Annotated in this window: 19 protein-coding genes and 1 pseudogene; 10 read left to right on the top strand and 10 right to left on the bottom strand. The window is 73.7% G+C overall.

What is annotated here, in order from left to right; genetic code table 11:
• Positions 1 to 178: 178 nt before the first annotated feature.
• The 6 genes and pseudogenes from glpR to galU all read right to left on the bottom strand — a co-directional run bounded on the left by glpR (position 179) and on the right by galU (position 5,839).
• A complete protein-coding gene (gene glpR / locus ABZ920_RS23515; protein WP_361508281.1) occupies positions 179 to 1,405 on the bottom strand; it encodes a gephyrin-like molybdotransferase receptor GlpR in 1,227 nt (408 codons plus the stop codon).
• Positions 1,406 to 1,754: 349 nt separating this feature from the next.
• Positions 1,755 to 2,342: pseudogene (locus ABZ920_RS23510) on the bottom strand (GNAT family protein); the annotation flags it as partial.
• 20 nt (positions 2,343 to 2,362) lie between these two features.
• Positions 2,363 to 2,989, bottom strand: a complete 627-nt coding sequence (locus tag ABZ920_RS23505) for a MogA/MoaB family molybdenum cofactor biosynthesis protein (RefSeq protein WP_361508279.1) — start codon at positions 2,987 to 2,989, stop codon at positions 2,363 to 2,365.
• The gene (moaC, locus tag ABZ920_RS23500) at positions 2,986 to 3,498 is read right to left on the bottom strand and encodes a cyclic pyranopterin monophosphate synthase MoaC (protein ID WP_361508276.1); all 513 of its coding nucleotides are present in this window, start codon (positions 3,496 to 3,498) and stop codon (positions 2,986 to 2,988) included. The genes ABZ920_RS23505 and moaC overlap by 4 nt, the downstream gene beginning before the upstream one ends.
• Positions 3,499 to 3,608: 110 nt before the next feature.
• Positions 3,609 to 4,931: a gephyrin-like molybdotransferase Glp gene (glp, locus tag ABZ920_RS23495; protein WP_361508273.1), complete on the bottom strand. Its 1,323-nt coding sequence runs from the start codon at positions 4,929 to 4,931 to the stop codon at positions 3,609 to 3,611.
• Positions 4,932 to 4,936: 5 nt separating this feature from the next.
• Entirely contained in the window at positions 4,937 to 5,839 is a 903-nt protein-coding gene (gene galU, locus ABZ920_RS23490; RefSeq protein WP_361508270.1) for a UTP--glucose-1-phosphate uridylyltransferase GalU, read from the bottom strand.
• A 132-nt stretch (positions 5,840 to 5,971) separates the two neighbouring features.
• Here galU and ABZ920_RS23485 point away from each other — a divergent pair, with 132 nt between their 5' ends.
• On the top strand, positions 5,972 to 6,574 hold the full coding sequence (locus ABZ920_RS23485) for a 5-formyltetrahydrofolate cyclo-ligase (RefSeq protein WP_361508267.1): 603 nt from the start codon (positions 5,972 to 5,974) through the stop codon (positions 6,572 to 6,574).
• A gap of 53 nt (positions 6,575 to 6,627) precedes the next feature.
• Here the strand turns inward: ABZ920_RS23485 and ABZ920_RS23480 are convergent, their stop codons facing one another.
• A complete protein-coding gene (locus ABZ920_RS23480; protein ID WP_361508264.1) occupies positions 6,628 to 9,444 on the bottom strand; it encodes a penicillin acylase family protein in 2,817 nt (938 codons plus the stop codon).
• Between the two features lie 202 nt (positions 9,445 to 9,646).
• Here ABZ920_RS23480 and ABZ920_RS23475 point away from each other — a divergent pair, with 202 nt between their 5' ends.
• The 6 genes from ABZ920_RS23475 (at position 9,647) to mscL (ending at position 16,212) form a co-directional block, all read left to right on the top strand.
• Entirely contained in the window at positions 9,647 to 11,179 is a 1,533-nt protein-coding gene (locus ABZ920_RS23475) for a potassium/proton antiporter (RefSeq protein WP_361508302.1), read from the top strand.
• Positions 11,180 to 11,501: 322 nt separating this feature from the next.
• Positions 11,502 to 12,794: an MFS transporter gene (locus tag ABZ920_RS23470; RefSeq protein WP_361508261.1), complete on the top strand. Its 1,293-nt coding sequence runs from the start codon at positions 11,502 to 11,504 to the stop codon at positions 12,792 to 12,794.
• A gap of 67 nt (positions 12,795 to 12,861) precedes the next feature.
• Complete coding sequence (locus tag ABZ920_RS23465) at positions 12,862 to 13,176, top strand: FmdB family zinc ribbon protein (RefSeq protein ID WP_361508258.1); 315 nt, start codon at positions 12,862 to 12,864, stop codon at positions 13,174 to 13,176.
• 76 nt (positions 13,177 to 13,252) lie between these two features.
• Positions 13,253 to 14,086, top strand: coding sequence for an S-methyl-5'-thioadenosine phosphorylase (locus ABZ920_RS23460; protein WP_361508255.1), 834 nt, complete (start codon positions 13,253 to 13,255; stop codon positions 14,084 to 14,086).
• A 1,064-nt stretch (positions 14,087 to 15,150) separates the two neighbouring features.
• On the top strand, positions 15,151 to 15,642 hold the full coding sequence (locus ABZ920_RS23455) for a hypothetical protein (protein ID WP_361508253.1): 492 nt from the start codon (positions 15,151 to 15,153) through the stop codon (positions 15,640 to 15,642).
• Positions 15,643 to 15,699: 57 nt separating this feature from the next.
• Positions 15,700 to 16,212 carry a large conductance mechanosensitive channel protein MscL gene (mscL, locus tag ABZ920_RS23450; RefSeq protein WP_361508250.1) on the top strand — a complete coding sequence of 171 codons (513 nt, stop codon included), beginning with the start codon at positions 15,700 to 15,702 and terminating at the stop codon, positions 16,210 to 16,212.
• A gap of 115 nt (positions 16,213 to 16,327) precedes the next feature.
• On the opposite strand, the gene ABZ920_RS23445 is transcribed toward mscL, so the two are convergent.
• Complete coding sequence (locus ABZ920_RS23445) at positions 16,328 to 16,498, bottom strand: hypothetical protein (RefSeq protein WP_361508247.1); 171 nt, start codon at positions 16,496 to 16,498, stop codon at positions 16,328 to 16,330.
• A 117-nt stretch (positions 16,499 to 16,615) separates the two neighbouring features.
• Between ABZ920_RS23445 and ABZ920_RS23440 the strand changes: the two genes are divergently transcribed.
• From ABZ920_RS23440 to ABZ920_RS23430, 3 genes are all read left to right on the top strand, one after another.
• The gene (locus ABZ920_RS23440; protein ID WP_361508244.1) at positions 16,616 to 17,644 is read left to right on the top strand and encodes a P1 family peptidase; all 1,029 of its coding nucleotides are present in this window, start codon (positions 16,616 to 16,618) and stop codon (positions 17,642 to 17,644) included.
• Between the two features lie 218 nt (positions 17,645 to 17,862).
• A complete protein-coding gene (locus ABZ920_RS23435; protein WP_361508241.1) occupies positions 17,863 to 19,080 on the top strand; it encodes an Ig-like domain-containing protein in 1,218 nt (405 codons plus the stop codon).
• Positions 19,081 to 19,254: 174 nt separating this feature from the next.
• On the top strand, positions 19,255 to 20,001 hold the full coding sequence (locus ABZ920_RS23430) for a DUF6227 family protein (RefSeq protein ID WP_361508238.1): 747 nt from the start codon (positions 19,255 to 19,257) through the stop codon (positions 19,999 to 20,001).
• Between the two features lie 67 nt (positions 20,002 to 20,068).
• On the opposite strand, the gene ABZ920_RS23425 is transcribed toward ABZ920_RS23430, so the two are convergent.
• Together ABZ920_RS23425 and ABZ920_RS23420 are read right to left on the bottom strand one after the other, a co-directional pair.
• On the bottom strand, positions 20,069 to 20,347 hold the full coding sequence (locus tag ABZ920_RS23425) for a hypothetical protein (protein WP_361508235.1): 279 nt from the start codon (positions 20,345 to 20,347) through the stop codon (positions 20,069 to 20,071).
• Between the two features lie 283 nt (positions 20,348 to 20,630).
• Entirely contained in the window at positions 20,631 to 21,365 is a 735-nt protein-coding gene (locus tag ABZ920_RS23420; RefSeq protein ID WP_361508299.1) for a TetR family transcriptional regulator, read from the bottom strand.
• Between the last annotated feature and the right edge of the window lie 99 nt (positions 21,366 to 21,464).

Here is a 21,464-nt window from a genome sequence, read left to right as displayed (position 1 = left end):
GCCCGGATAGCGGGCGGAACCGGCGGCGATGCCGACCACGCCCCGCCGGTACTTGTCGCTCTCGCCGGCGGGCCGGCCCGTGGCCCGGAGGCCCACTCGCCGGCCGCCGGACACTCGTCGGGGTGCGGGCCACCCGTCGGCCGCCGGACACCCGTCGGGCCGACGGGCCGCTCGCCGGCTACTCGTTGGCCGCCCGCGGGCGGTCCCCGTCCTCGTACTGGTCGAAGAGGGGGGTGCGGCCGCGCTCGCGGGAGCGGCGGGCGGAGGCGGCGCGGCGGGCGTCGCTGCGCTCCTCCCCGCCCGGCGTGTCCTCGCTGCGCACCGGCGGCTCGTCGTCCGCCGCGGCGCGCGCGGCGGGCACCGCCTCCTGCTCGGGCACGGCGGAGCTGGACCGCGCCGAGCTCCAGGCGTCCGGTGCCCCGAGGTCGACGTCGGAGGTGGCGCGCGGCGCGACCGGCGCGGTCACGTACGTGGGCAGCGGGACCGGGACCGGGTCCCAGGTCTCGCCTTGACCGGGGCGGTGCTGACGCTCGCGCTGCTGGTCGAGCCACTCGGCGTGGTCGGTCTGCTCCACCAGGGCACGCCGGTCCGCGGCGAGCGCGGACAGCCCGGGGTCGGTCTCCGGCCCCGCGCCGGCGTCCGGCTGGTCCGCGCCCGGATCCGCGGACGCCCTGCGGCGCTGCGGACGCTCGCGCAGCCGCTGGGCGGCGGCCTCGGCCCGCCGGCGGTCCATGTGGAAGGCGAACCGGCGGCGCTCCTGCGACCGCAGGTAGACGATGTACGCGCTGAGCAGGACCGCGGGCACGCCGGGCGCCCACAGGAACGCCAGCCCGCCGACGGCCGCGACGATCGCGCCCAGGGTGAAGGCGAGGAAGAGGACGACGGTGGTGCGCCGACGGCGGGCGAGCACCTTCATTCGCCGGGCGCGCGCTTCGGCCGCCTCGGCGCCGGGTGCCCGCCGGGCGGCCGGCACGCGCTTGCGGGCGGGCGCCTCGCCGGACTGGGGTGCCGGCGCGGAGGACCGTGCCGCCGGCGTGGTGGACCGGGACGCCGGCCGGCCCGCCCGGTCGCGTGCCGCCTCGGCCCGCTCCGGGTCCGGGACGGGCGCCTGCTCCCCTTCCTGCGTGCGGGTCGGGGGCACGGCGAAGGCCCGGACGTCCACCGAGTCGGTGACGGCGTCCGGGTCCACGGCGCCGGGCTCCGCCTCGTCGGCGGAGCGCGCCCGGAGGTCCCTGGCGTACCGGCGCTCCATGCCCGCCCGTCCGGACAGCAGCCGGATGGCGGTGCTGAAGCGTTCCGTCGGACGGGCCTCGTTCAGCTCGTCCTGCCTACGGAGCCACATCGGCACCAAGTAGGCGGCCCAGGCCCCGACAATGACTGCGTAGATGAGGCCGCTGCTGCTCACGCCTCACACGGTAGAGGGGTTTGCGTGAGGCCATCTGCCAATTGGGCCGGTGTGTCGCACGATCTGGCTGATATTTCGAACTTTTCTTGTGACCGATCCGATCAGCGCCCCGTCAACGCGGTGAATTCAATGACTCCGGCCGATCGCGCGCTGATCAATTTCGAACATTTATTCAATTACCCGGTGCGGCGGGATTCCCTCCGCCGTTCCACCGGCCCGCCGGCCCCCCGGGCTCGGCGGATCCGGCACCCCGGTCGCCCGGAAGGCCCGGAATGCCCCACCGGTCGGAGGCCGTCCGCCGCTCGCCGGCCGTCGCGTCCGGCTCGCGGGTGCCCGCGTCGCGCGTCCGCTGGGCCCGGGCGCGCCGCCAGCGGTTCAGCAGCCCTTCGGGCACCTCTTCCGCGGTGAGGGCGTAGACCAGGTGATCACGCCAGCCGCCGTCGATGTGGAGATAGCGCGGCCGGAGGCCCTCCTCGCGGAATCCGAGTTTCTCCACCACACGGCGGCTCGGCCCGTTCTCCGGGCGAATGCAGACCTCGATGCGGTGCAGCCCGACGGTGCGGAAACAGTGGTCCACGACGAGCGCCACAGCCGTCGGCATCACGCCCCGGCCGGCCACCCCCTGGTCCACCCAGTAGCCGATGTGCCCCGAGCACATGGAGCCCCAGGTGATCCCGGCGACCGTCAGCTGCCCGACGAGGCGCCCCTGGTACTCGATGACGAACGGGAGCATCCGGCCCGCGTTCGCCTCGGCGCGCAGGTGCCGGACCATCTGGCGGTAGGTCGGCCGGTGCGTGATCGGCCCGGCGGACGTGGGCGGCGGGATGGTCGCCTCCCAGGGCCGCAGCCAGTCCCGGTTGCGCCGGTTGACCTCGCGCCAGGCCCGCTGGTCGCGCAGCTTTATCGGCCGGAGGACGATGTCGCCCTCCGCCAGCACGGCGGGCCACGATGGGCTGTTCAGCTCGCACTCCCTGGGTGTGCCTCCCCGGCCTGCGCGGCGCTGGGGGAACGTCTGGAAGGACCGTCCGCGGCGCCGGGGCCGCCCGGACCGGCGGCGCCCGGGTCGTCGTGCCCGGTGCCCGGCCGCGGGTGGTCGCCGCCGCGCAGCTGGTCGACGGCGTGCGGCAGCAGGGGTGCCAGGACGGCCAGCCCGTCCTTGACCCCGCCGGTCGAACCCGGCAGGTTGACGACGAGCGTGCGTCCCGCCACGCCGGCCAGGCCCCGGGAGAGCGCCGCGGTCGGCACCTTCTCCCTTCCGTACGCCCTGATCGCCTCGGCGATGCCGGGCACCTCGTGGTCGATGACCCGGCGCGTCGCCTCGGGCGTGCGGTCGGTGGGCGACAGGCCCGTGCCGCCGGTGGTGACGACCACGTCGTACCCGGCGGCGACGGCCTCGCGCAGCGCGGCCTCGACCGGGTCGCCGTCGGGGACGACCCGCGGCCCGTCGACGGCGAAGCCGAGGCGCGCCAGGCCGTCCGCGATCAGCGGGCCGCCCCTGTCCTCGTACACGCCCGCGGCGGCCCGGTTGGACGCGGTGACGACCAGCGCCCGGTGAGGCGCGCCGGCCCCGGGGGCGGCGCTCACGCCCGGCTCCAGTCGCCCGACTTGCCGCCCGTCTTCTCCTCCACCCGCACGTCCGTGATGACCGCTCCCTTGTCGACCGCCTTCACCATGTCGATCACGGTGAGCGCGGCGACGGAGACCGCCGTCAGCGCCTCCATCTCGACGCCCGTGCGGTCCGTCGTCCGCACGGTGGCCGAGATCTCCACGGCGTCGTCCGCGACCGACAGGTCCAGTCTCACACCGGACACCGACAGCGGGTGGCACAGCGGGATCAGGTCCGGGGTGCGCTTGGCGCCCATGATCCCGGCGATCCGCGCGGTGGCGAGGGCGTCGCCCTTGGGCACCCCCTCGCCGCGGAGCAGCTCGACCACGCGCGGCGAGACGAGGACGCGCCCGCTGGCGCGGGCGGTGCGCGCGGTCACGTCCTTGCCGGACACGTCGACCATGCGGGCGGCGCCCGCGTCGTCGAGGTGCGTCAGTCGGTCCTGCACAGGGGGTCCGGGGGTCTCCCCCCGGGAAGGCACAGTCATGATCGTGTGGCGCTCCCGGTCTCGGCCCGCCGCGCTGCGGCACGCGGGCCTGTTGTGCGCGACACGCTACCGCCACGGCGGACCGCCGGGCGGAGCCGGTCCCCGCCGGGTCAGCCGAGCGGGATCACCTCGACCTCGGTGCCGGGCTCGACGGACTCGACGTCCTCGGGGACGACGATGAGCGCGTCGGCCCGGGCGAGGGCGGCGATCAGGTGGGAGCCGGCGCCGCCCACGGGCGTCACCTCGCCGCCGGCGTGGGCGCCGCGCAGGAACTGCCGCCGTCCCTTGGGCGAGCTCAGCGCCTTGTCCGCCCTGAGCGTGGCGCGGGTCCTGGGGCGGTGGACGTCCTCCAGGCCCATCAGGGCGCGGATCACGGGCCGGACGAACAGCTCGAAGGAGACGTACGCCGAGACGGGGTTGCCCGGCAGGGCGAGGAGCGGGATGTGGTCGGGGCCGACGGAGCCGAAGCCCTGCGGTTTGCCGGGCTGCATGGCGAGCCTGCGGAACTCGACGCCGCCGCCCGGCCCGTCCTCGTCGCCGATGTGCGACAGCGCCTCCTTCACGACGTCGTACGCCCCGACGCTGACCCCGCCGGTGGTGACCATCAGGTCGGCGCGCACCAGTTGGTCCTCGACGGTGGACCGCAGGGTCTCGACGTCGTCGGCGACGGCGCCCACCCGGTAGGCGATGGCGCCGGCGTCCCGCGCGGCCGCGGTGAGGGCGAAGCTGTTGGAGTCGTAGATCTGGCCCGGGCCGAGTCCCTCGTCGGGCTGCACGAGTTCGCTGCCGGTGGACAGCACCACCACGCGCGGGCGGGGGCGCACGCGCACCGTGCCGCGGCCGATCGCCGCGAGCAGCGCGATCTGCGGCGGCCCGAGGACCGTGCCGGCCTCCAGGGCGAGGTCCCCGGCCCGCACGTCGCTGCCTCGGGCACGCACGTGCGCCCCTTCCGTCGCGGGCCGGTACACGCGCACGTGCCCCTGGGCGCCCTCGGGGGCGAGGCTGCGGGCCCGCATGCCGCGCACCGGGCCCCCGCCGAGGCCGCCGTCGGTCCACTCGACGGGGACGACGGCCTCCGCGCCGAGCGGCAGCGGGGCGCCGGTCATGATGCGGGCGGCCTGCCCGGGCCCCACGCGGACCGGGTCGGCCGCGCCCGCCGCGACGTCGCCGACGACTTCCAGCGCCGCCGGGAACTCCTCGGAGGCGCCCGCGACGTCCGCCACCCGCACCGCGTAGCCGTCCATGGAGCTGTTGTCGAACGGCGGCAGGGAGACCGGCACCCGGACCTCGTCGACCAGGACGCAGCCCCGGGCGTCGAGCAGGTTCAGCTCGATGGGTTCGAGCGGGCGGACGGTGGTGAGGACGTCCTTCAGGTGCTCGTCCACCGACCACAGGCGGTCCGGGTCGGCTGCGGAAGTCGCGGGGCTGCTCAACGTCGTTACATCTCCTCGGCCACGTACCGGCGAAGCCAGGACTTGAAGTCGGGTCCCAGGTCTTCACGTTCGCACGCGAGTCTGACAATGGCACGCAGGTAGTCGCCACGGTCGCCGGTGTCGTAGCGGCGCCCCTTGAAGACGACGCCGTGCACGGGCCCGCTGATCTTCTCGTCCTGGGCGAGCTGCTGCAGGGCGTCGGTGAGCTGGATCTCGCCGCCGCGGCCGGGCTCGGTGGTGCGCAGGACGCCGAAGACGCCGGGGTCGAGGACGTACCGGCCGATGATGGCGTAGTTCGAGGGGGCGTCGGCCACGTCCGGCTTCTCGACCAGGCCGGTGACCTGGACGACGTCGCCGTCCTCGGTGGTCTCCACGGCGGCGCAGCCGTAGAGGTGGATCTGCTCGGGGGCGACCTCCATCAGCGCGACCACGCTGCCGCCGTACTGCGCCTGCACCTCGATCATCCGCCGCAGCAGCGGGTCGCGCGGGTCGATCAGGTCGTCGCCGAGGAGGACGGCGAAGGGCTCGTCGCCGACGTGCGGGGCGGCGCAGAGCACGGCGTGCCCGAGGCCCCTGGGGTCGCCCTGGCGGACGTAGTGGATCGTCGCGAGGTCACTGGACTCCCGGACCTTGGCGAGCCGGTTGCCGTCGCCCTTCTTCTCGAGAGCGGACTCCAGCTCGTAGTTCCGGTCGAAGTGGTCCTCCAGCGGGCGCTTGTTGCGGCCCGTCACCATGAGCACGTCGTCGAGGCCCGCGGCGGCGGCCTCCTCGACCACGTACTGGATCGCCGGCTTGTCCACGACCGGCAGCATCTCCTTGGGAGTGGCCTTGGTGGCGGGCAGGAACCGGGTGCCCAAACCTGCCGCGGGGATGACAGCCTTGCTGATCCTGGGATGCGACTGAGTCATGCCGGCCACCATATCCGGTGCGTTTGGCCAGAATCGGAGTCTGCGGCTGGTTGCCGCTCAAATGAGCCGATTGGGAAAGGCACGGAAAGACCGGTGAGTCACAGTGGACCTCCGCACGAGTCTGACAAGCGAATGTTGCGGCGGGAGTTCCTCTCGGTGAGGAACGGATTGACGGCGGATGACGTGCGCACGGCGGCCGACACGCTGGCCGTGCGCGCCCTCGCGCTGCCGGAACTGGCGGGGGCGCGCACAGTGGCCGCGTACGTCTCCGTGGGCACCGAACCGGGCACCCTCCCGCTGCTCGACGCGCTGCGCGGGCGCGGCGTGCGGGTCCTGCTGCCCGTGCTGCTGCCGGACAACGATCTGGACTGGGGCGTGTACGCCGGGGAGGGTTCCCTCGCGCGGGTGCAACACGGCGGGCGGATGGCCCTGTTCGAACCCGCCGGGGAGCGTCTCGGGCCGGGCGCCGTGACGGCCGCCGACGCGGTCCTGCTGCCGGGACTCGCCGTCGACACGCGCGGGATGCGGCTGGGGCGCGGCGGGGGGTCCTACGACCGGGTCCTGGCGCGTCTGGAGGAAGCGGGCGCCCATCCGGCGCTCGTGGTCCTGCTGTACGACTGCGAGGTCGTCGAGCACGTCCCGAAGGAGCCGCACGACCGGCCGGTGCACGCGGTGGTGACCCCCTCGGGAGTGCGCCGCTTCCCGGGGGGCGCGCGCGCCGCCCGCGGGATGTGAGACGGCCCTCCACGCGCGCGTGGAGGGCCGTCGGGGGCGGAGCGGTCAGGGCGTCACGGCCTGAGCACCAGCGTGTCGCTCGTGTTCTTGTCGACCGCCTGCTCCGCGAAGGACCACGGCAGCAGCTCGCCCTTGGCCCACTTGCCCGTCTGGTCGGTGTAGTGGGCGCTGAAGGCGTGGCCGGAGGCGCCGGTGAGGTTGATCCACCGCGACTTGTCGAAGTCGGCGAGGTTGACCACCATCCGCATGGACGGCACCCACATCACGTTGTAGCCGCCGGCGGCGTTCCAGCCGGAGGCGTTGACCGCGGCCTCGCCGCCGCTCAGCTTCCACGGGCCGCGGTTGAGGGCGTACTGCACGAAGCCCGGGCCGGCGGTGCCGAGGGTCTGGTTCTTCAGGAACAGGCGGTGCAGCCGGCCCCAGCTCCAGCTGTCGAGGTCCTTGCCGAGCTTGGCGGTCAGCTCCCAGCGGGCGTCGATCATGGCGCGCTCGAACAGGGAGTCCCGGTCGGTCGCCGCGGGGCGGGTGCCCGACGCGGGAGCCTTCCACCAGTCGCTCTTCTCGTCGTCGACGAGGTTCCTGACCACCTCGTACCAGCGGTCGCCGCCGTCGGGCTGCGCCTGGTCGGCGGCGCGCCGGCCGCACTCGCGGACCTTGCGGTCGTCGTCCACGGGGCCGGTGGTGTCGACCGGCTCGACCCACAGGCACTGGCCCTCCGGGCGCAGTTCCTTGGGCAGCTTGGTGCCGAACGCCAGCTTGAGGATGTTGCGCCAGACCGCGTTGAAGTAGGCGGCCGCCGCCGAGTCGGCGTCCTGGGTGTAGTCCCAGCCCTCGAGGAGCTTCTGGGCCTGCCGGACGTCCTTGTCGCCGATGTCGATCTTCAGCAGCATGGGCTTGAGCAGCTTGGCGATCTCGCTGCTGCTGTCCATCTGCATCTGCCGCATGTCGTCGGTGGAGATCTTGCCGCCGCCGTCGATCTTTGTCTTGATCAGGTCGGTGATCCGCTGGCTGCGGGTGCCGTAGCCCCAGTCCGTGGTGAGCGTGTGCGGGTACTTGTCGGGGTCGACGACGGCCTGGTTGGCGGTGACGATGTAGCCGCGCTCGGGGTTGTACTCGTAGGGCAGCTCGTCCTGCTCGAGGTAGCCGGTCCAGTCGTACTTGGAGTTCCAGCCCGGCGCCGGGACGGAGCCGTCGTCGTCCTTGGCGCGGGTGGGGATGCGGCCGGGCAGCGCGTAGCCGATGTTGTTCCTGGTGTCGGCGTAGACCAGGTTCTGCGACGGCACGTCGAACAGGGCGGCCGCGTCGCGGAAGTCCTGCCAGTCCGCCGCCTTGTCGATGGCGAAGACGGCGTCCATCGTGGTGCCCGGCTCCAGCGCGGTCCACTTCAGGGCGATGGCGTAGCCGTCGGCGCGGTCGGGCGCCGCGGTGTCGACGGTGGCCTTCTTGCCGACCGTCACCAGTTCCTCGTCACGGTCGGACAGCAGGGGCATCCCGTCCTCGGTCTGCCGGACCACGATGGTCTTGGCCTCGCCGCCGGCGACCTTGATGGTCTCCTGCCGGGTCCGGAACGGCACCACCTTGTCGTCGCGCAGGTAGCCGTCGCCGCTGAGCTTCTCCAGGTACAGGTCGGAGACGTCCACCCCGGAGTTGGTCATGCCCCAGGCGATGTCCCGGTTGTGGCCGATGACCACGCCGGGCATGCCCGCGAAGGTGTAGCCGGTGACGTCGTACCGGCACTTGTCGGAGACGGCGCGGCAGTGCAGGCCCATCTGGTACCAGACCGACGGCAGCGACGGCGACAGGTGCGGGTCGTTGGCCAGCAGCGGCTTGCCCGTGATGGTGTGCTCCCCGGCGACGACCCAGGAGTTGGACCCGATGCCGTTGCCGTTCACACCGACGGCGGTGGGGACGTCGTCCAGGACCTGGTAGAGGCCCGCGAGCTGGCTCTGCAGGGCCGCGCCGGACGAGCCGGTGCCGGAGGTGCCCGTGCCGGAGGTGCCGGCGCCCGAGGTGCCCGCGCCGGAGGACCCGGTGGAGCCGGCCGTGCCCGTCGAGGCGCCCGTGCCGCCGCCCGAGCCGCCGTCCTGCTCGAAGGTCCCGGAGAGCTCCCCGTACTGGCCCTCCTGGACGATCGCCTTGTTGCGGCTGTACGGGTAGTCCGGGTAGAGGTCCGCGATCTGCTTCGGACCCAGGCGGCTGGTCATCAGGGCGCGGTCGATCTCGTCCTGCATGTTGCCGCGCAGGTCCCACGCCATCGCCTTCAGCCAGGCGACCGAGTCGACCGGGGTCCACTCGGCGGGCCGGTAGTCGGTGGTGAAGCCCAGGGCCGCGTACTCCACGGAGAGGTCCGCGGCGTCCTTGCCCTCGAGGTAGGCGTTGACCCCCTTGGTGTACGCCTGGAGGTACTTCTTCGTGGAGGCCGACAGCTTCTTGTCGTACTCCTGCCGGGCGACCCGGTCCCAGCCCAGCGTGCGCAGGAACGCGTCGTTCTTGACCTGGCTCTTGCCGAACATCTCCGACAGGCGGCCGGAGGTCATGTGCCGGCGCACGTCCATCTCGTAGAACCGGTCCTGCGCCTGGACGTAGCCCTGCGCCATGAACAGGTCCTCGTCGGACGAGGCGTAGACCTGCGGGATGCCGTAGTCGTCGCGCTTGACGTCGACGGGGCCCGACAGGCCCTGGAGCGTGAGGCTGCCCTTGGTCTGGGGGAAGGAGGCGCGGACCGTGCTGATGGACCAGTAGGCCCCGTAGGCGACGCCTCCGACGACGGCCAGCACCAGCACGAACGCGATCAGTCGGGCTTTTCGCCCCTTCTTCCTGCCGGACTTGCCGGGCTTGTCACCCGTTGAGGCGGTGGTGTTGGGGGGCATCGCTGTCCTTGCTGTCCTAACGCGAGCGGCAGGCGGTACTGGAGTGCTGGAGCAACCATAGGCGCAGGGCCCGGTGCGACTTGACGCGGAGTCGGGCCCAGGCGCGGACGGACGTTCGATCTTGCCCTGAGAAGCGTCAAGAAAACGTCAAGAATTAGATAAGGTAACGAAGTGACCGGAGGCTTCGGAGGAGGAACCGCCCCTGACTGTCCACCACCTCAACCAGCTCCTGCTGGCCTGCTCGCTCGTCCTGCTCGTCGCCGTCGCCGCGGTCCGCATCTCCTCGCGCAGCGGGCTGCCCAGCCTGCTCGTCTACCTCGGCATGGGCGTCGTGATGGGGCAGGACGGCCTCGGCCACATCCACTTCGACAACGCCCAGCTGACCCAGGTCATCGGCTACGCAGCCCTGGTGATCATCCTGGCCGAAGGCGGCCTCGGCACGAAGTGGGAACAGATCCGGCCGGTCCTGCCGGCCGCCTCCGTGCTGGCGACAGCCGGGGTCGCGGTGAGCGTCGGGGTCACGGCGGCCGGCGCGCACTACCTCAGCGGGCTGGAGTGGCGGCAGGCGCTCATCGTCGGAGCGGTGGTGTCGTCCACGGACGCGGCGGCCGTCTTCTCCGTCCTGCGCAGGGTCCCCCTGCCCCCGCGCGTGGCGGCCACCCTGGAGGCCGAGTCCGGCTTCAACGACGCCCCGGTGGTCATCCTGGTCGTCGCCTTCTCCACGGCCGGTCCGATCGAACACTGGTACGTGCTGCTCGGTGAGATAGCGCTGGAGCTCGCCATCGGCGCCGCCGTCGGCCTCGCGGTGGGCCGGCTGGGCGCCCTGAGCCTGCGGCGCGTGGCCCTGCCCGCCTCCGGCCTCTACCCCATCGCCGTGATGGCCATCGCGGTCGCGGCGTACGCGGGCGGCGCCCTGGCGCACGGCAGCGGCTTCCTGGCCGTCTACCTCGCCTCGATGGTGCTCGGCAACGCCCGGCTGCCGCACTGGCCCGCCACGCGCGGCTTCGCCGAGGGGCTCGGCTGGATCGCCCAGATCGGCATGTTCGTCCTGCTCGGCCTGCTGGTCACGCCGCACGAGCTGGGCGACGACATCTGGCCCGCCCTCGTCATCGGCCTGGTGCTGACCATGGTGGCCCGGCCACTGAGCGTGGTGGCCAGCCTGCTGCCGTTCCGGGTGCCGTGGCAGGAGCAGATCCTGATGTCCTGGGCCGGGCTGCGCGGCGCCGTCCCCATCATCCTGGCGACGATCCCGATGGTGAACGGCGTCGACGCCAGCCACCGCATCTTCAACATCGTCTTCGTCCTGGTCGTCGCCTACACCGTCATCCAGGGCCCGACCCTGCCGTGGCTGGCCCGCACGCTGCGCCTGGGCCGGGGCAGCGAGGCCACCGACCTCGGCATCGAGTCGGCACCGCTGGAACGGCTGAGCGGCCACCTGCTGTCCGTCGTGATCCCCGAGGGGTCGCGGATGCACGGCGTGGAGATCAACGAGCTGCGGCTGCCGGCCGGGTCCGCGGTCACCCTCGTCGTGCGGGAGGGGGAGTCGTTCGTCCCGCTGCCCTCGACGGTGCTGCGGCGCGGCGACGAACTCCTCGTGGTCGCCACCGACCCCGTGCGCGACGCGGCGGAACGACGCCTGCGCGCCGTCGGCCGCGGCGGCAAGCTCGCCGGGTGGCTCGGCACCGGGGGCGACGACGAGGGGGCGGGCGGCGCGTCGCAGGGGCGCACGTCGTAGGGCACGCCGTACGGGCGGAGGCACGGGCGGGCCGACGGAGCCGTTGTGCGGGCATTTCTCACGTTTCGCACCCCTCGCATTCACAGGTTGGCAGCCACCGCGGTGCCGACTTTCACAGGGCTGCGACCCGTGTGCCCTGTACGATGAAGGCGCACCTTGATCGAACCAACTCTGCCTGACGCAGAGCTGGCGCGACCGTATGGCGGCCGGGTCGCCCCCCGCGTGGGTGCCGGCATCTACCGCAGTCCGCGCAAGAGGACAGCTCTCGGCGCCACCCGGACCTCAGCGGGCGGCGCTACCAGGCGGCAGAAAGGCACGGGCCGTGGCATCCACGGTCACCTCCGAAGCGGAGAAGAACTCGACGGCCTCCTCCCGCCCGGGATACGGACAGCTGCTGCGCACCCGCGGCGCCTGGACGTTCCTGCTCCCCGGCTTCGCGGCACGCCAGCCGTTCGCGATGCTCACCCTCTCCATCGTGCTGCTCGTGCAGCACACCACCGGCAGCTACGGAGCCGCGGGCGCCACCGCCGCCGTCACGGGTGTGTCGATGGCCCTGTTCGCGCCCTTCAGCGGACGCCTCGCCGACCGCCGCGGGCAGCGCGCCGTGCTGGTCCCCGGCGTCCTGGTGCACGCCGCGGCGGCGCTGACGCTGACCGCGCTCGCCCTGGCGCACGCCCCGCTGTGGGCCCTGTTCGCGGCGGCCGTACCGACCGGCGCCTCCGTCCCGCAGGTCGGGCCCATGGTGCGGGCCCGCTGGGGCGTCGTCCTCAAGGACTCGCCCTTGATGACGACCGCGGCGGCCTTCGAGTCCGTCACGGACGAGCTGACCTTCGTCGTCGGGCCACTGCTGGCGACCGCCCTGTGCACCGGCGTGGCACCGGCCGTGGGCCTGGTCACGGAGGCCGCGCTGACCCTGGTCGGCGGCCTGCTGTTCGCCGCCCGCAAAGGCACCCAGCCGCCCGTCTCCGCCGACGGGCAGGCGCGCGTGGAGCACGCCTCCGCCCTGCGTGTCCCCGGCGTGCGCGTGCTCGTCGTGACCTTCCTGGGCATCGGCTCGGTCTTCGGCGGCCTGCAGGTCTCGCTGGCCGCGTTGACCGAGTCGATCGGCGAGCCCGGCCTCAGCGGCGTCCTGTACGGGATCTTCGCGGCGGGCAACATGCTCTCCGGCGTCGTGTGCGGCGCCGTCGCCTGGCGCCTTGCGCCCCAGCGGCGCCTCCTCGTCGGCTACACGGCCCTCGCCGTGGCCGCGTCCGCCCTGTGGACCGCCCACTCGGTGCTCCTGCTCGCCGCCCTCGGCCTGCTCGTCGGCATGTGCATCGCGCCCTCCCTGATCACCGGCTACACGCTGGTGGAGGGACTGGTCGCGGCCGGCGCCCGCACCGAGGCCTTCACCTGGCTCACGGGCGCGGTCGCCCTCGGCCAGGCGGCGGCCGTCACCGTCGCGGGGCAGTTCGAGGACCGCCTGTGGGACGGCGCGGGATTCCTGGTCCCGATGGGCGGTACGGTGCTCGCGCTCGTCACCCTGGTGACCCTGCGCTCGCGCCTGTCCACGCGGCCGGGCGGCCGGACCGTCGCGCGTGGCGTCGGTCACCGCGCTCCCGTCTCGGTGGACTGACGCCGAGGAATACGTCACTATGGATCGTCGTTAGCACTCATCGAGTGAGAGTGCCAGGAGGAAGACAGTGCCGACCTACCAGTACCAGTGCACCGAGTGCGGCGAGGGCCTCGAGGCGGTGCAGAAGTTCACCGACGACGCCCTGACCGACTGCCCCCACTGCGGTGGCCGCCTGAAGAAGGTTTTCTCCGCGGTCGGCATCGTCTTCAAGGGCTCCGGCTTCTACCGCAACGACAGCCGCGGCTCCTCGTCGAGCAGCAGCCCGGCGTCGTCCTCGTCGAAGTCGTCGGGCTCGGGCTCGGGCTCGTCCTCGTCCTCGTCCTCCTCGTCGGGCTCGGGCTCGTCCTCGTCCACGAGCTCGGCCGGCACCTCCGCCGCCTGACCCTTCTCCCCCGGGACCCTGCCGTCACCGACGGCGGGGTCCTCGGCGTTCCGCCACCGCGACTACTGTGCAGGGCATGGCGAACGCAGAGATCGGTGTAATCGGCGGCAGCGGCTTCTACTCGTTCCTCGACGACGTGACCGAGGTCCAGGTGGACACGCCCTACGGGGCGCCCAGCGACTCCCTGTTCCTGGGTGAGGTCGCCGGCCGCCGGGTCGCCTTCCTGCCCCGGCACGGCCGCGGCCACCACCTGCCGCCGCACCGGATCAACTACCGCGCCAACCTGTGGGCGCTGCGCTCCGTCGGCGTCCGCCAGGTCCTCGGCCCCTGCGCGGTCGGCGGCCTGCGCCCCGAGTACGGGCCCGGCACGCTGCTGGTGCCCGACCAGTTCGTCGACCGCACCAAGTCCCGGGTGCAGACGTTCTTCGACGGGCTGCCGCTCCCGGACGGCACGGTGCCCGACGTCGTGCACGTCTCCCTGGCGGACCCCTACTGCCCCACCGGCCGGGCGGCGGCGCTGAAGGCCGCGCGCGGACAGGACTGGGAGGCCGTCGACGGCGGCACGCTCGTCGTGGTGGAGGGGCCGCGCTTCTCGACCCGTGCCGAATCGTTGTGGCACCAGGCGCAGGGCTGGTCGGTGGTGGGCATGACCGGCCATCCGGAGGCGGCCCTCGCCCGGGAACTGGAGCTCTGCTACACGTCACTGACGCTGGTCACCGACCTGGACGCGGGCGCCGATACCGGTGAGGGCGTCTCGCACGACGAGGTGCTGCGGGTGTTCGCGGCCAATGTGGAACGGCTGCGGGGCGTCCTCTTCGACGCGGTGGCCGCGCTGCCGTCCACCGGGGAGCGGGACTGCCTGTGCGCGAACGCGCTCGGGGGAATGGATCCGGGGTTCCCGCTGCCGTAGTCGGCGCCGGGTCTTCGCCGTTCTTCGTCCGGCCCGGCCCGGCCCGTGCGTGGTGTGGGGGGCGGGGGCACGTTCCGGTGGGCGCCGGGCCGCTGCCATCGGTCTTCCGCCCCAGCCCGTCGTGTGCGGGGCGGAGGGGCACGTTCCGCTGGGCGCCGGGCCGCTGCCATCGGTCTTCCGCCTCAGCCCCTGGTGCGCGGGGCGGAGGGGAGGGGCACGTTCGGGTGGGGCAGTTGTCCACAACCCGCGAGTAGCACACGGGCTCCAGCGGGCGGGAGCGGGATGGCGCATCGTGGCGTGGCAAGCCGATTCCACGTCCCAGGTGGTGGTCCAGCGTGTCCGTGCCGTCGTCCCTGCCGTCGTCCGCGTCGTCTCCTCTTCCGTCGTCCGCGTCGTCGTCCGTGTCGACTTCCCTTCCGTCGTCGTCCGTGTCGACTTCCCTTCCGTCGTCGTCCTCCGCGCCGTCGGGGTCGTTCTCCGCTCCGACGTCCGTGCCCCCGTTCCCCACCGTTCCCCGGCGCCTGGTGTTCGCGCCGTTCTCCCCGCCCCGGGCGGCTCCCCCGCCCCGGCCTCCGGTGGCTCCGCATTCTGCTTCCCCGCCTCGGGCGGCAGCGCCTGCCGGTCGGCCGCCCCGGGTGGCCGCACCGCAGCGCACGGCCGCTGACGCACTTGCCGCCGGACGGCAGGCCGGACACCCGAACGTCTCGGGCCGGCCGACGTCTGCCGGACCGCCGCCCCGGCTGGCTGCGCCCGCTGCTCCCCCGTTCGGAATGGCTGCGCCTGCTGCTCCCCCGTCCCGGGTGGCCGGGTCGGGGGCCGCCCGGCCCGGGATGGCCGCGCCTCCTGGTCCGCCGCCCCGGGTGGGTCCATCCGGGGCCTCGCGTCGACGCGGGCCCTCCGCGACTCCCTCCTGGTCGCGGCCTTCGCCCTCGTGGGCGTATCCCGCCTCCTGGCCGCCCCCCGTCTCACCCCCGCCTCCCGCCTCGTCTCCGTCCTCCGCCTCGCCTGCGTCTCCCGTCTCGCCGCCGAGTCCCCCCGGCACCGACGCGCCCCCGACCTGCGAGGTGCCCCACTTCGCTCCGGTGCGGGTGCGCGGCGGGCGGTACGCGCTGCGCCGGCTCGCAGGGCACCGGAGGCGGGCGGTGGCCGCGGGGCTCGCCGTCACGGCGGCCGCGCTCGTGGCGGCGGGGCCACGGGGCGAGGCCCGCTCCCCCAGCGGGACGCACGCCCGGGGACATCCGCCGGCGGCCGACCGCGCGAGGGAGCGGGAGCGTCCCCGGCCGGCGGTGGTGGCCGCACCGGTACGGATCGCCGACGCGGCGACCGTCCGGCTGCTGCGGCCCGGCGACCGGGTCGACGTCATCGCCGCGGAGGACCCGGCGGCGGGCGGCGACGCCCGCGTGGTCGCGCACGGAGCGCGGGTGACGAAGGTCCCGGAGCCCGTGGACGGCCCGGAGGGAAGCGGAGCACTGGTCGTGCTGTCGGTGCCGCGCTCCACCGCGGCCCGCCTGGCCGGGGCCGGCGCGACGGCCCGGCTGGCGGTGACGCTGGGATGAGCCGTAGGTTGCGGAGCTGCTTGTTCCGCGATGTGTGCGCCCGAGGAGGACCCCGAGGTGAGCGAGAAGAAGGAACCGAGCGTCTGGGAGGGCTTCAGGGCCTTCCTGATGCGCGGGAACGTCGTCGATCTGGCGGTCGCGGTGGTCGTCGGCGCGGCCTTCAGCAACATCGTCAACTCGGTGGTGAAGGGTGTGATCAATCCGGTCGTCGGAGCGATCGGCACCAAGAACCTCGACCACTACAGCTCGTGCCTGAGCCACGCGTGCAAGGGCGACGAGGGCATCCGCATACTGTGGGGATCCGTCCTCGGTGCCACACTGCAGTTCGTGATCACCGCGGCGGTGGTCTACTTCCTGATGGTGCTGCCCATGGCCCGCTTCCTGGCGCGGCAGGAGGCCCGGAGGAAGGCGCGCGAGGGCACGCACGAGGTCGTCCAGGTGACCGAGCTGGAGGTGCTCAAGGAGATCCGCGACGCCCTGGTCGCACAGCGGACCGCCGGCCCCGGCGAGCAGGCACACAGCGCGGGCCCGGGCGAGCAGGCGCGGAGTGCGGGCCCGGGCGCACGCTGAGAGCGGGCGGATGCCGGCCGAGCGGTGCGGGCCGGGAGGACCCGGCGAGCGGGAGGACCGGTGGGCCCCGGCGAGCGCCCGCCGTGTGCGCCGCCCGCCGGCCCGGCCACGCCGCTCAGAGGTGGTGGGGCGGCTTCTCTTCGAGGAAGCGCCTGAGATCGCCGGCGCTGTCGCCGTCCGCCGACTCGCCCCACCCGCGGTCGGTGTCGTCCGAGGACTGCCGGTCCAACGGATCGTCGAAGTCGATCACGTTCTTCGGGTCGCGCGGTGCGGGGGCGGTACTCATACCGTCCAGACTACGGCCCCGGCACGGGTGACCGGTGGGCCCGGCGGCGGTGGGATCGCCGGCCGCGCCTGGCGTAGCGGCACGTGAAGCCCGCCGGGCCCGGGGAGACTGAACGCCATGACAGTGGACGCTCTGACGGACGTCCCCGGCCTGCGGGTGGGGCACGCGACGCGCACCGGCGACGGCCGGCTGACGGGCACCACCGTGGTGCTCGCGCCGGAGGGCGGCGCCGTGGCCGCCGTCGACGTGCGCGGCGGCGGGCCCGGCACCAAGGAGACCGACGCGCTCGACCCGCGGAACCTGGTGCGCACGGTCGAGGCCGTCGTCCTGACCGGCGGCAGCGCGTACGGGCTCGACGCGGCGTCCGGGGTGATGGCCTGGCTGGAGGAGCGGGGCCGCGGCGTACGGGTCGGCCCGGATCCGGCGCACGTCGTGCCGGTGGTGCCCGCCGCGTGCGTGTTCGACCTGGGGCGGGGCGGTGACTTCCGGGCCCGGCCGGACGCGGCCACCGGGCGCGCCGCGGTGGAGGCCGCCGCGGCGAGCGCACCGGGAGCCCGGGTGCCGGAAGGCTGTGTGGGCGCCGGCACGGGGGCGACCGTGGGAGCGCTCAAGGGCGGGGTGGGCACCGCGAGCACGGTGCTCGACTCGGGGATCACGGTGGCGGCGCTGGTCGTGGCCAACGCCGCGGGGTCGGCGATGGACCCGGAGACGGGCGTGCTCTACGGGGAGTTGCTCCAGGGCCGCCTCGACCGCCCGGACCGGCGCGTCCACGAGGCGGCCCGGCGGCGGCTCGCCGAGGCCGCCGCCACGCACGAGCGGCCTCCGATGAACACCACGCTCGCGGTGGTCGCCACCGACGCGGACCTGTCGAAGGCGCAGGCACAGAAGGTGGCCGGGACGGCGCACGACGGCATCGCACGCGCCGTGCGGCCGGTGCACCTGCTCAACGACGGCGACACGGTCTTCGCCCTGGCCACCGGGGCCCGTCCGCTCCGCACGGACGATCCGCTCGCCCTCAACGACGTCCTGGCCGCGGGCGCGGACCTGGTGACCCGGGCGATCGTGCGCGCCGTGCGGGCCGCCGAGTCGGTGGACGGGCCGGGCGGGGTGTGGCCGGCGTACGAGGAGCTGTACGGGACGCCGTAGCGCGGGGGTCCGGCTTCACGACAGGCCGGCCGCGACCGGGCGGCGGGCTGCAACGGCCGCCTCGCGGGGGCCCGTTGTGTCTCGCGCGGTCGGCGATTGTCCCGGTTGTGTCACGTGCTGTCGCTGTGTCGTGCCCGGGGGAACCTGCCCCGGCGGCCGCTCCCTCTCTCTCCACGCATCGCAGCGAACCACGCACCCACACGAACCTGGAGCAGCCCGTGATCACGCCGGACACGACCGCGCGGCGCGTCCTGGGGGCCTGTGCCGCCCTGATGGTCGGCGCCCTCACCCTCACCGGATGCGGCGGCGACGCCAAGGCCGACGACAGCAGGGGCGGCGGCACGTCCTCCACCAGGACGTCCGCGGCGAAGATCACCATCTCGGCCGGCAACGGATCCACCGGCGCGTCGATCAACGCGACCGGGGTGAGAGTCAGCCGGGGCAGGCTGACCGGGGTGACGATGACGGCGGCCGAGTCCGGACAGGCCGTGCCGGGCTCGGTGTCGGCGGACGGCACCAGCTGGAAGCCGTCCCGGCAGTTGGAGCGGGGGACGAGGTACACGCTGTCGGCCACCGCGAAGGACGCGAACGGACGCCCGGTCTCCGCCCGTTCCGTCTTCACCACCGTCACCCCGGCCGACAGCTTCATCGGGACCTACACGCCGGACAACGGCGCGACGGTAGGCGTCGGCATGCCGGTCTCGTTCACTTTCGACAAGGCGATCAGCGACAGGAAGGCGGTGCAGTCGCACATCACGGTCACCTCCAGCAGCGGGCAGAAGGTGGTCGGCCACTGGTTCGGCGCGCGGCGTCTCGATTTCCGGCCCGAGGAGTACTGGAAGGCCGGCTCCAAGGTCACGACGAGGATCGACCTGGACGGGGTCCAGGGCGCGAACGGCGTCCGCGGCGTGCAGCGGAAGACGGTCACCTTCACGGTCGGCCGCTCGCAGGTCTCCACGGTCGACGCCGGCACGCAGACGATGACGGTCGTGCGGGACGGGCGGACGCTGCGGACGGTGCCGATCTCGGCAGGCAGCGCGCGGAACAGCACGTACAACGGCCGGATGGTGATCTCCGAGAAGTTCGTGCAGACGCGGATGAACGGCTCGACGGTCGGCTTCGGCGGCGAGTACGACATCGCGGACGTGCCGCACGCGATGCGCCTGACGGCCTCGGGCACGTTCGTCCACGGCAACTACTGGTACGACCGCGGCAACCCGCCCTTCGGACGCGCGGGCACCAGCCACGGCTGCGTGGGCCTCGCCGACGTACGGGGCGCGCAGGGCGACACCAGCGCCAAGTGGTTCTACGACCACTCGCTCGTCGGGGACGTCGTGGTGGTCAGGAACTCCCCCGACCGGACGGTGGCGCCGGACAACGGCCTCAACGGCTGGAACATGTCCTGGGACGAGTGGGTCGCCGGAAGCGCCGTCTGAGCGTCCAACCCTCGGTGAGCAGTGGTTTTTGACGGATCGACGGGCCGCGCGGGAACATCTCGCGCGGCCCGGCCGTTTTCCCAAGGACGTTTTCTCGGTTCCCGGACATGATGTCCGACCGAGGGGCTACGGTATGCACCCACAAGGTGACATGCAGCAACGCCGGGAGATGCCTTGAGCGTTCCGTACGAGACGGCAGCGTACGAACCACGCGAGTCGCCCGAGTCTCCGGAGGAGCACCTCGCGCGGCTCCTCGGCCGCGCCCTGAACTCCTTCGAGCTGCCCGACGAGACGATACGGCGGCTCGACTGCGCACTGGTGTACGACGGCTCGCTGCACTCCGCGCACCACAGCTCGGGGCTGCACCGCGAGACCTACCGCCACACGTGGCTGCTCAGCGACGGCTCGGCGCTGACGCTGTGGGAGCTGGTGCACAACACCACGCCCGGCGGCGAGACGCAGCACGAGGTGTACCTCGACGAGGAGGAGGTGCGCGCCGCCACGGCCCGGCTGCCGCTGCCGGCGGACGCGCCCGACTTCGAGCTGCCGGTGCTGGTGCAGCTGTCCCCGGTCCCCGAGACGCGGCACAGGTACGTCTCCGACGACTCGGCCGACCACGCGCGCCGGCTGCTGCGGCGGGCGGAGAACCCGGACCGTCCCGGCGCGGACATCGCCGCCCTGCTGACGACGGCGTCCGCGCACCAGATCACCCAGGCCTTCGGCCGTCCCTGCCGGGCCGGGCGCGCCGCGCTGTGCTTCTCGCTCTACGAGCACGCCTTCCTGCTGCGGGACGGCCGGGAGGTCTCCCTGTGGGAGGTGGAGCACACGGCGACCCCGGACGGGCGGCACATGTGCGAGGTGTACGCGACCGAGAAGGCGGCGCGGGACGCGATGGAGCGGCGGGCCGCGCAGGTCACCTGAGGATCCGGACCGTCGTGCGGATCAGCCCGGCCCCGCTGGCGCGTCTGCTCGGGCCGACAGGAACTGGCTAGGAGCCGTCGTTCAGTCGGCGCACCAGCCCCGCGAACGCGTCCTCCTCCGCCGGGGTCAGCGCGACGGACTCCCGCCGCGGGCCGGACGCGGGCTGGAGACCGGACGGCGTCCGGGGCTGGGCCGGCACCGTGGCGAGCGCGGAGGCCGCCCGCCACTGAGCCGTCTCGTGGCGGCTGCGGCGGCGGATGCGGACCAGTTGGATCACGCAGGCGGCGGTCAGCGCGGCTGGGACGGCCACGCCCATCCACATCAGGATCGAGACGTGCTCAGGCATGCTCTCCAGTACACACCACGGCCCGGGACGACAGCCCCGGACCGTGACGCATCTCGCAGGTGCCGTGAACCACTCACAGCACCGCAAAGGAGCGAGGACCCAAGGGTGCGGCCCTGCGCGACGGCCCGGCAAAGCGCCGCCCGCCATGGCCGCCGGGGTGACGCGCAGCGGGTCGGCCGCGGCGACCCAGGATCGCGCCCTCGGAGATCAGGCCCTGCCCACGCCGTCACGACGACATGACCAGTGCGGCGGCGCGGGCGCCGCGGGGCGGCTGAGGCCGACGTCAGCGCGGCTCCCAGGGGAAGTCCCTCAGGGCCGCCAGATTCCGCAGCGCCAGGCTCACCGGCCCCTCCGGCCCGTCCGGCGGCGCGTCCGTCGCGGCCCACTCGCCGACCGCCACCCGTACCGCCGCACTCGCCACGGCCGCGGCGAAACGGAAGTCCACCGACGCGCCGTCTCCCCCGGAATCCCTCTCCCCGCTTCCGGCGCCCTCCCCGACGACACTCTCCCCGCTTCCGGCGCCCTCCCCGACGACACTCTCCCCGCTTCCGGCGCCCTCCCCGGCCACCCTCGCCCCGCTTCCGGCGCTCTCCCCGACGACACCCTCCTCGGCAACGTTGTCGGCCCGCTCCACCAGGACGTCCGCCAGTGTCCGCTCCGACGCCAGCCAGACCTCGGCCCACACCTTCCGCACCGCCGGATGCGCGTCCGCCAGGCGGATCAGCGTGCGGACCCACTCCCAGGACGCTGCCGACACTCCGGCGCCCGGCGTCAGGGTGTGGCGCACCGCGTGTTCCAGGGCCTGCGGCACGGACAGCCCGGCGGGTGCCTCGCGCACCGCCTGCTGCCAGCGCTCGGCACCGGCGGCGTAGAGCGGGGAGACGGCCTCTTCCTTGGTGGCGAAGTACCGGTAGAAGGTGCGCGGGGCGATGCCGGCGGCCTGGGCGATGTCCTCAGCCCGCGTCGCCCGCAGGCCACGGGTGACGAACAGCCGGGCCGCCGCGCGGGCGATCTCCATGCGGGTCGCCGCCTTGCGGCGCTCGGTGAGGGAATGCGGTCGGGGGGTGGGACTGCTCACATCGGCAGGCTATGCCGCTGTGGCAGAATCTGCCATCTG

The organism is Streptomyces sp. NPDC046831 (assembly GCF_040645305.1).
Taxonomy (GTDB): Bacteria; Actinomycetota; Actinomycetes; order Streptomycetales; family Streptomycetaceae; genus Streptomyces.
Note: the sequence above shows the minus strand (reverse complement) of the source record. Positions and strands in the feature narration are given on the sequence as shown.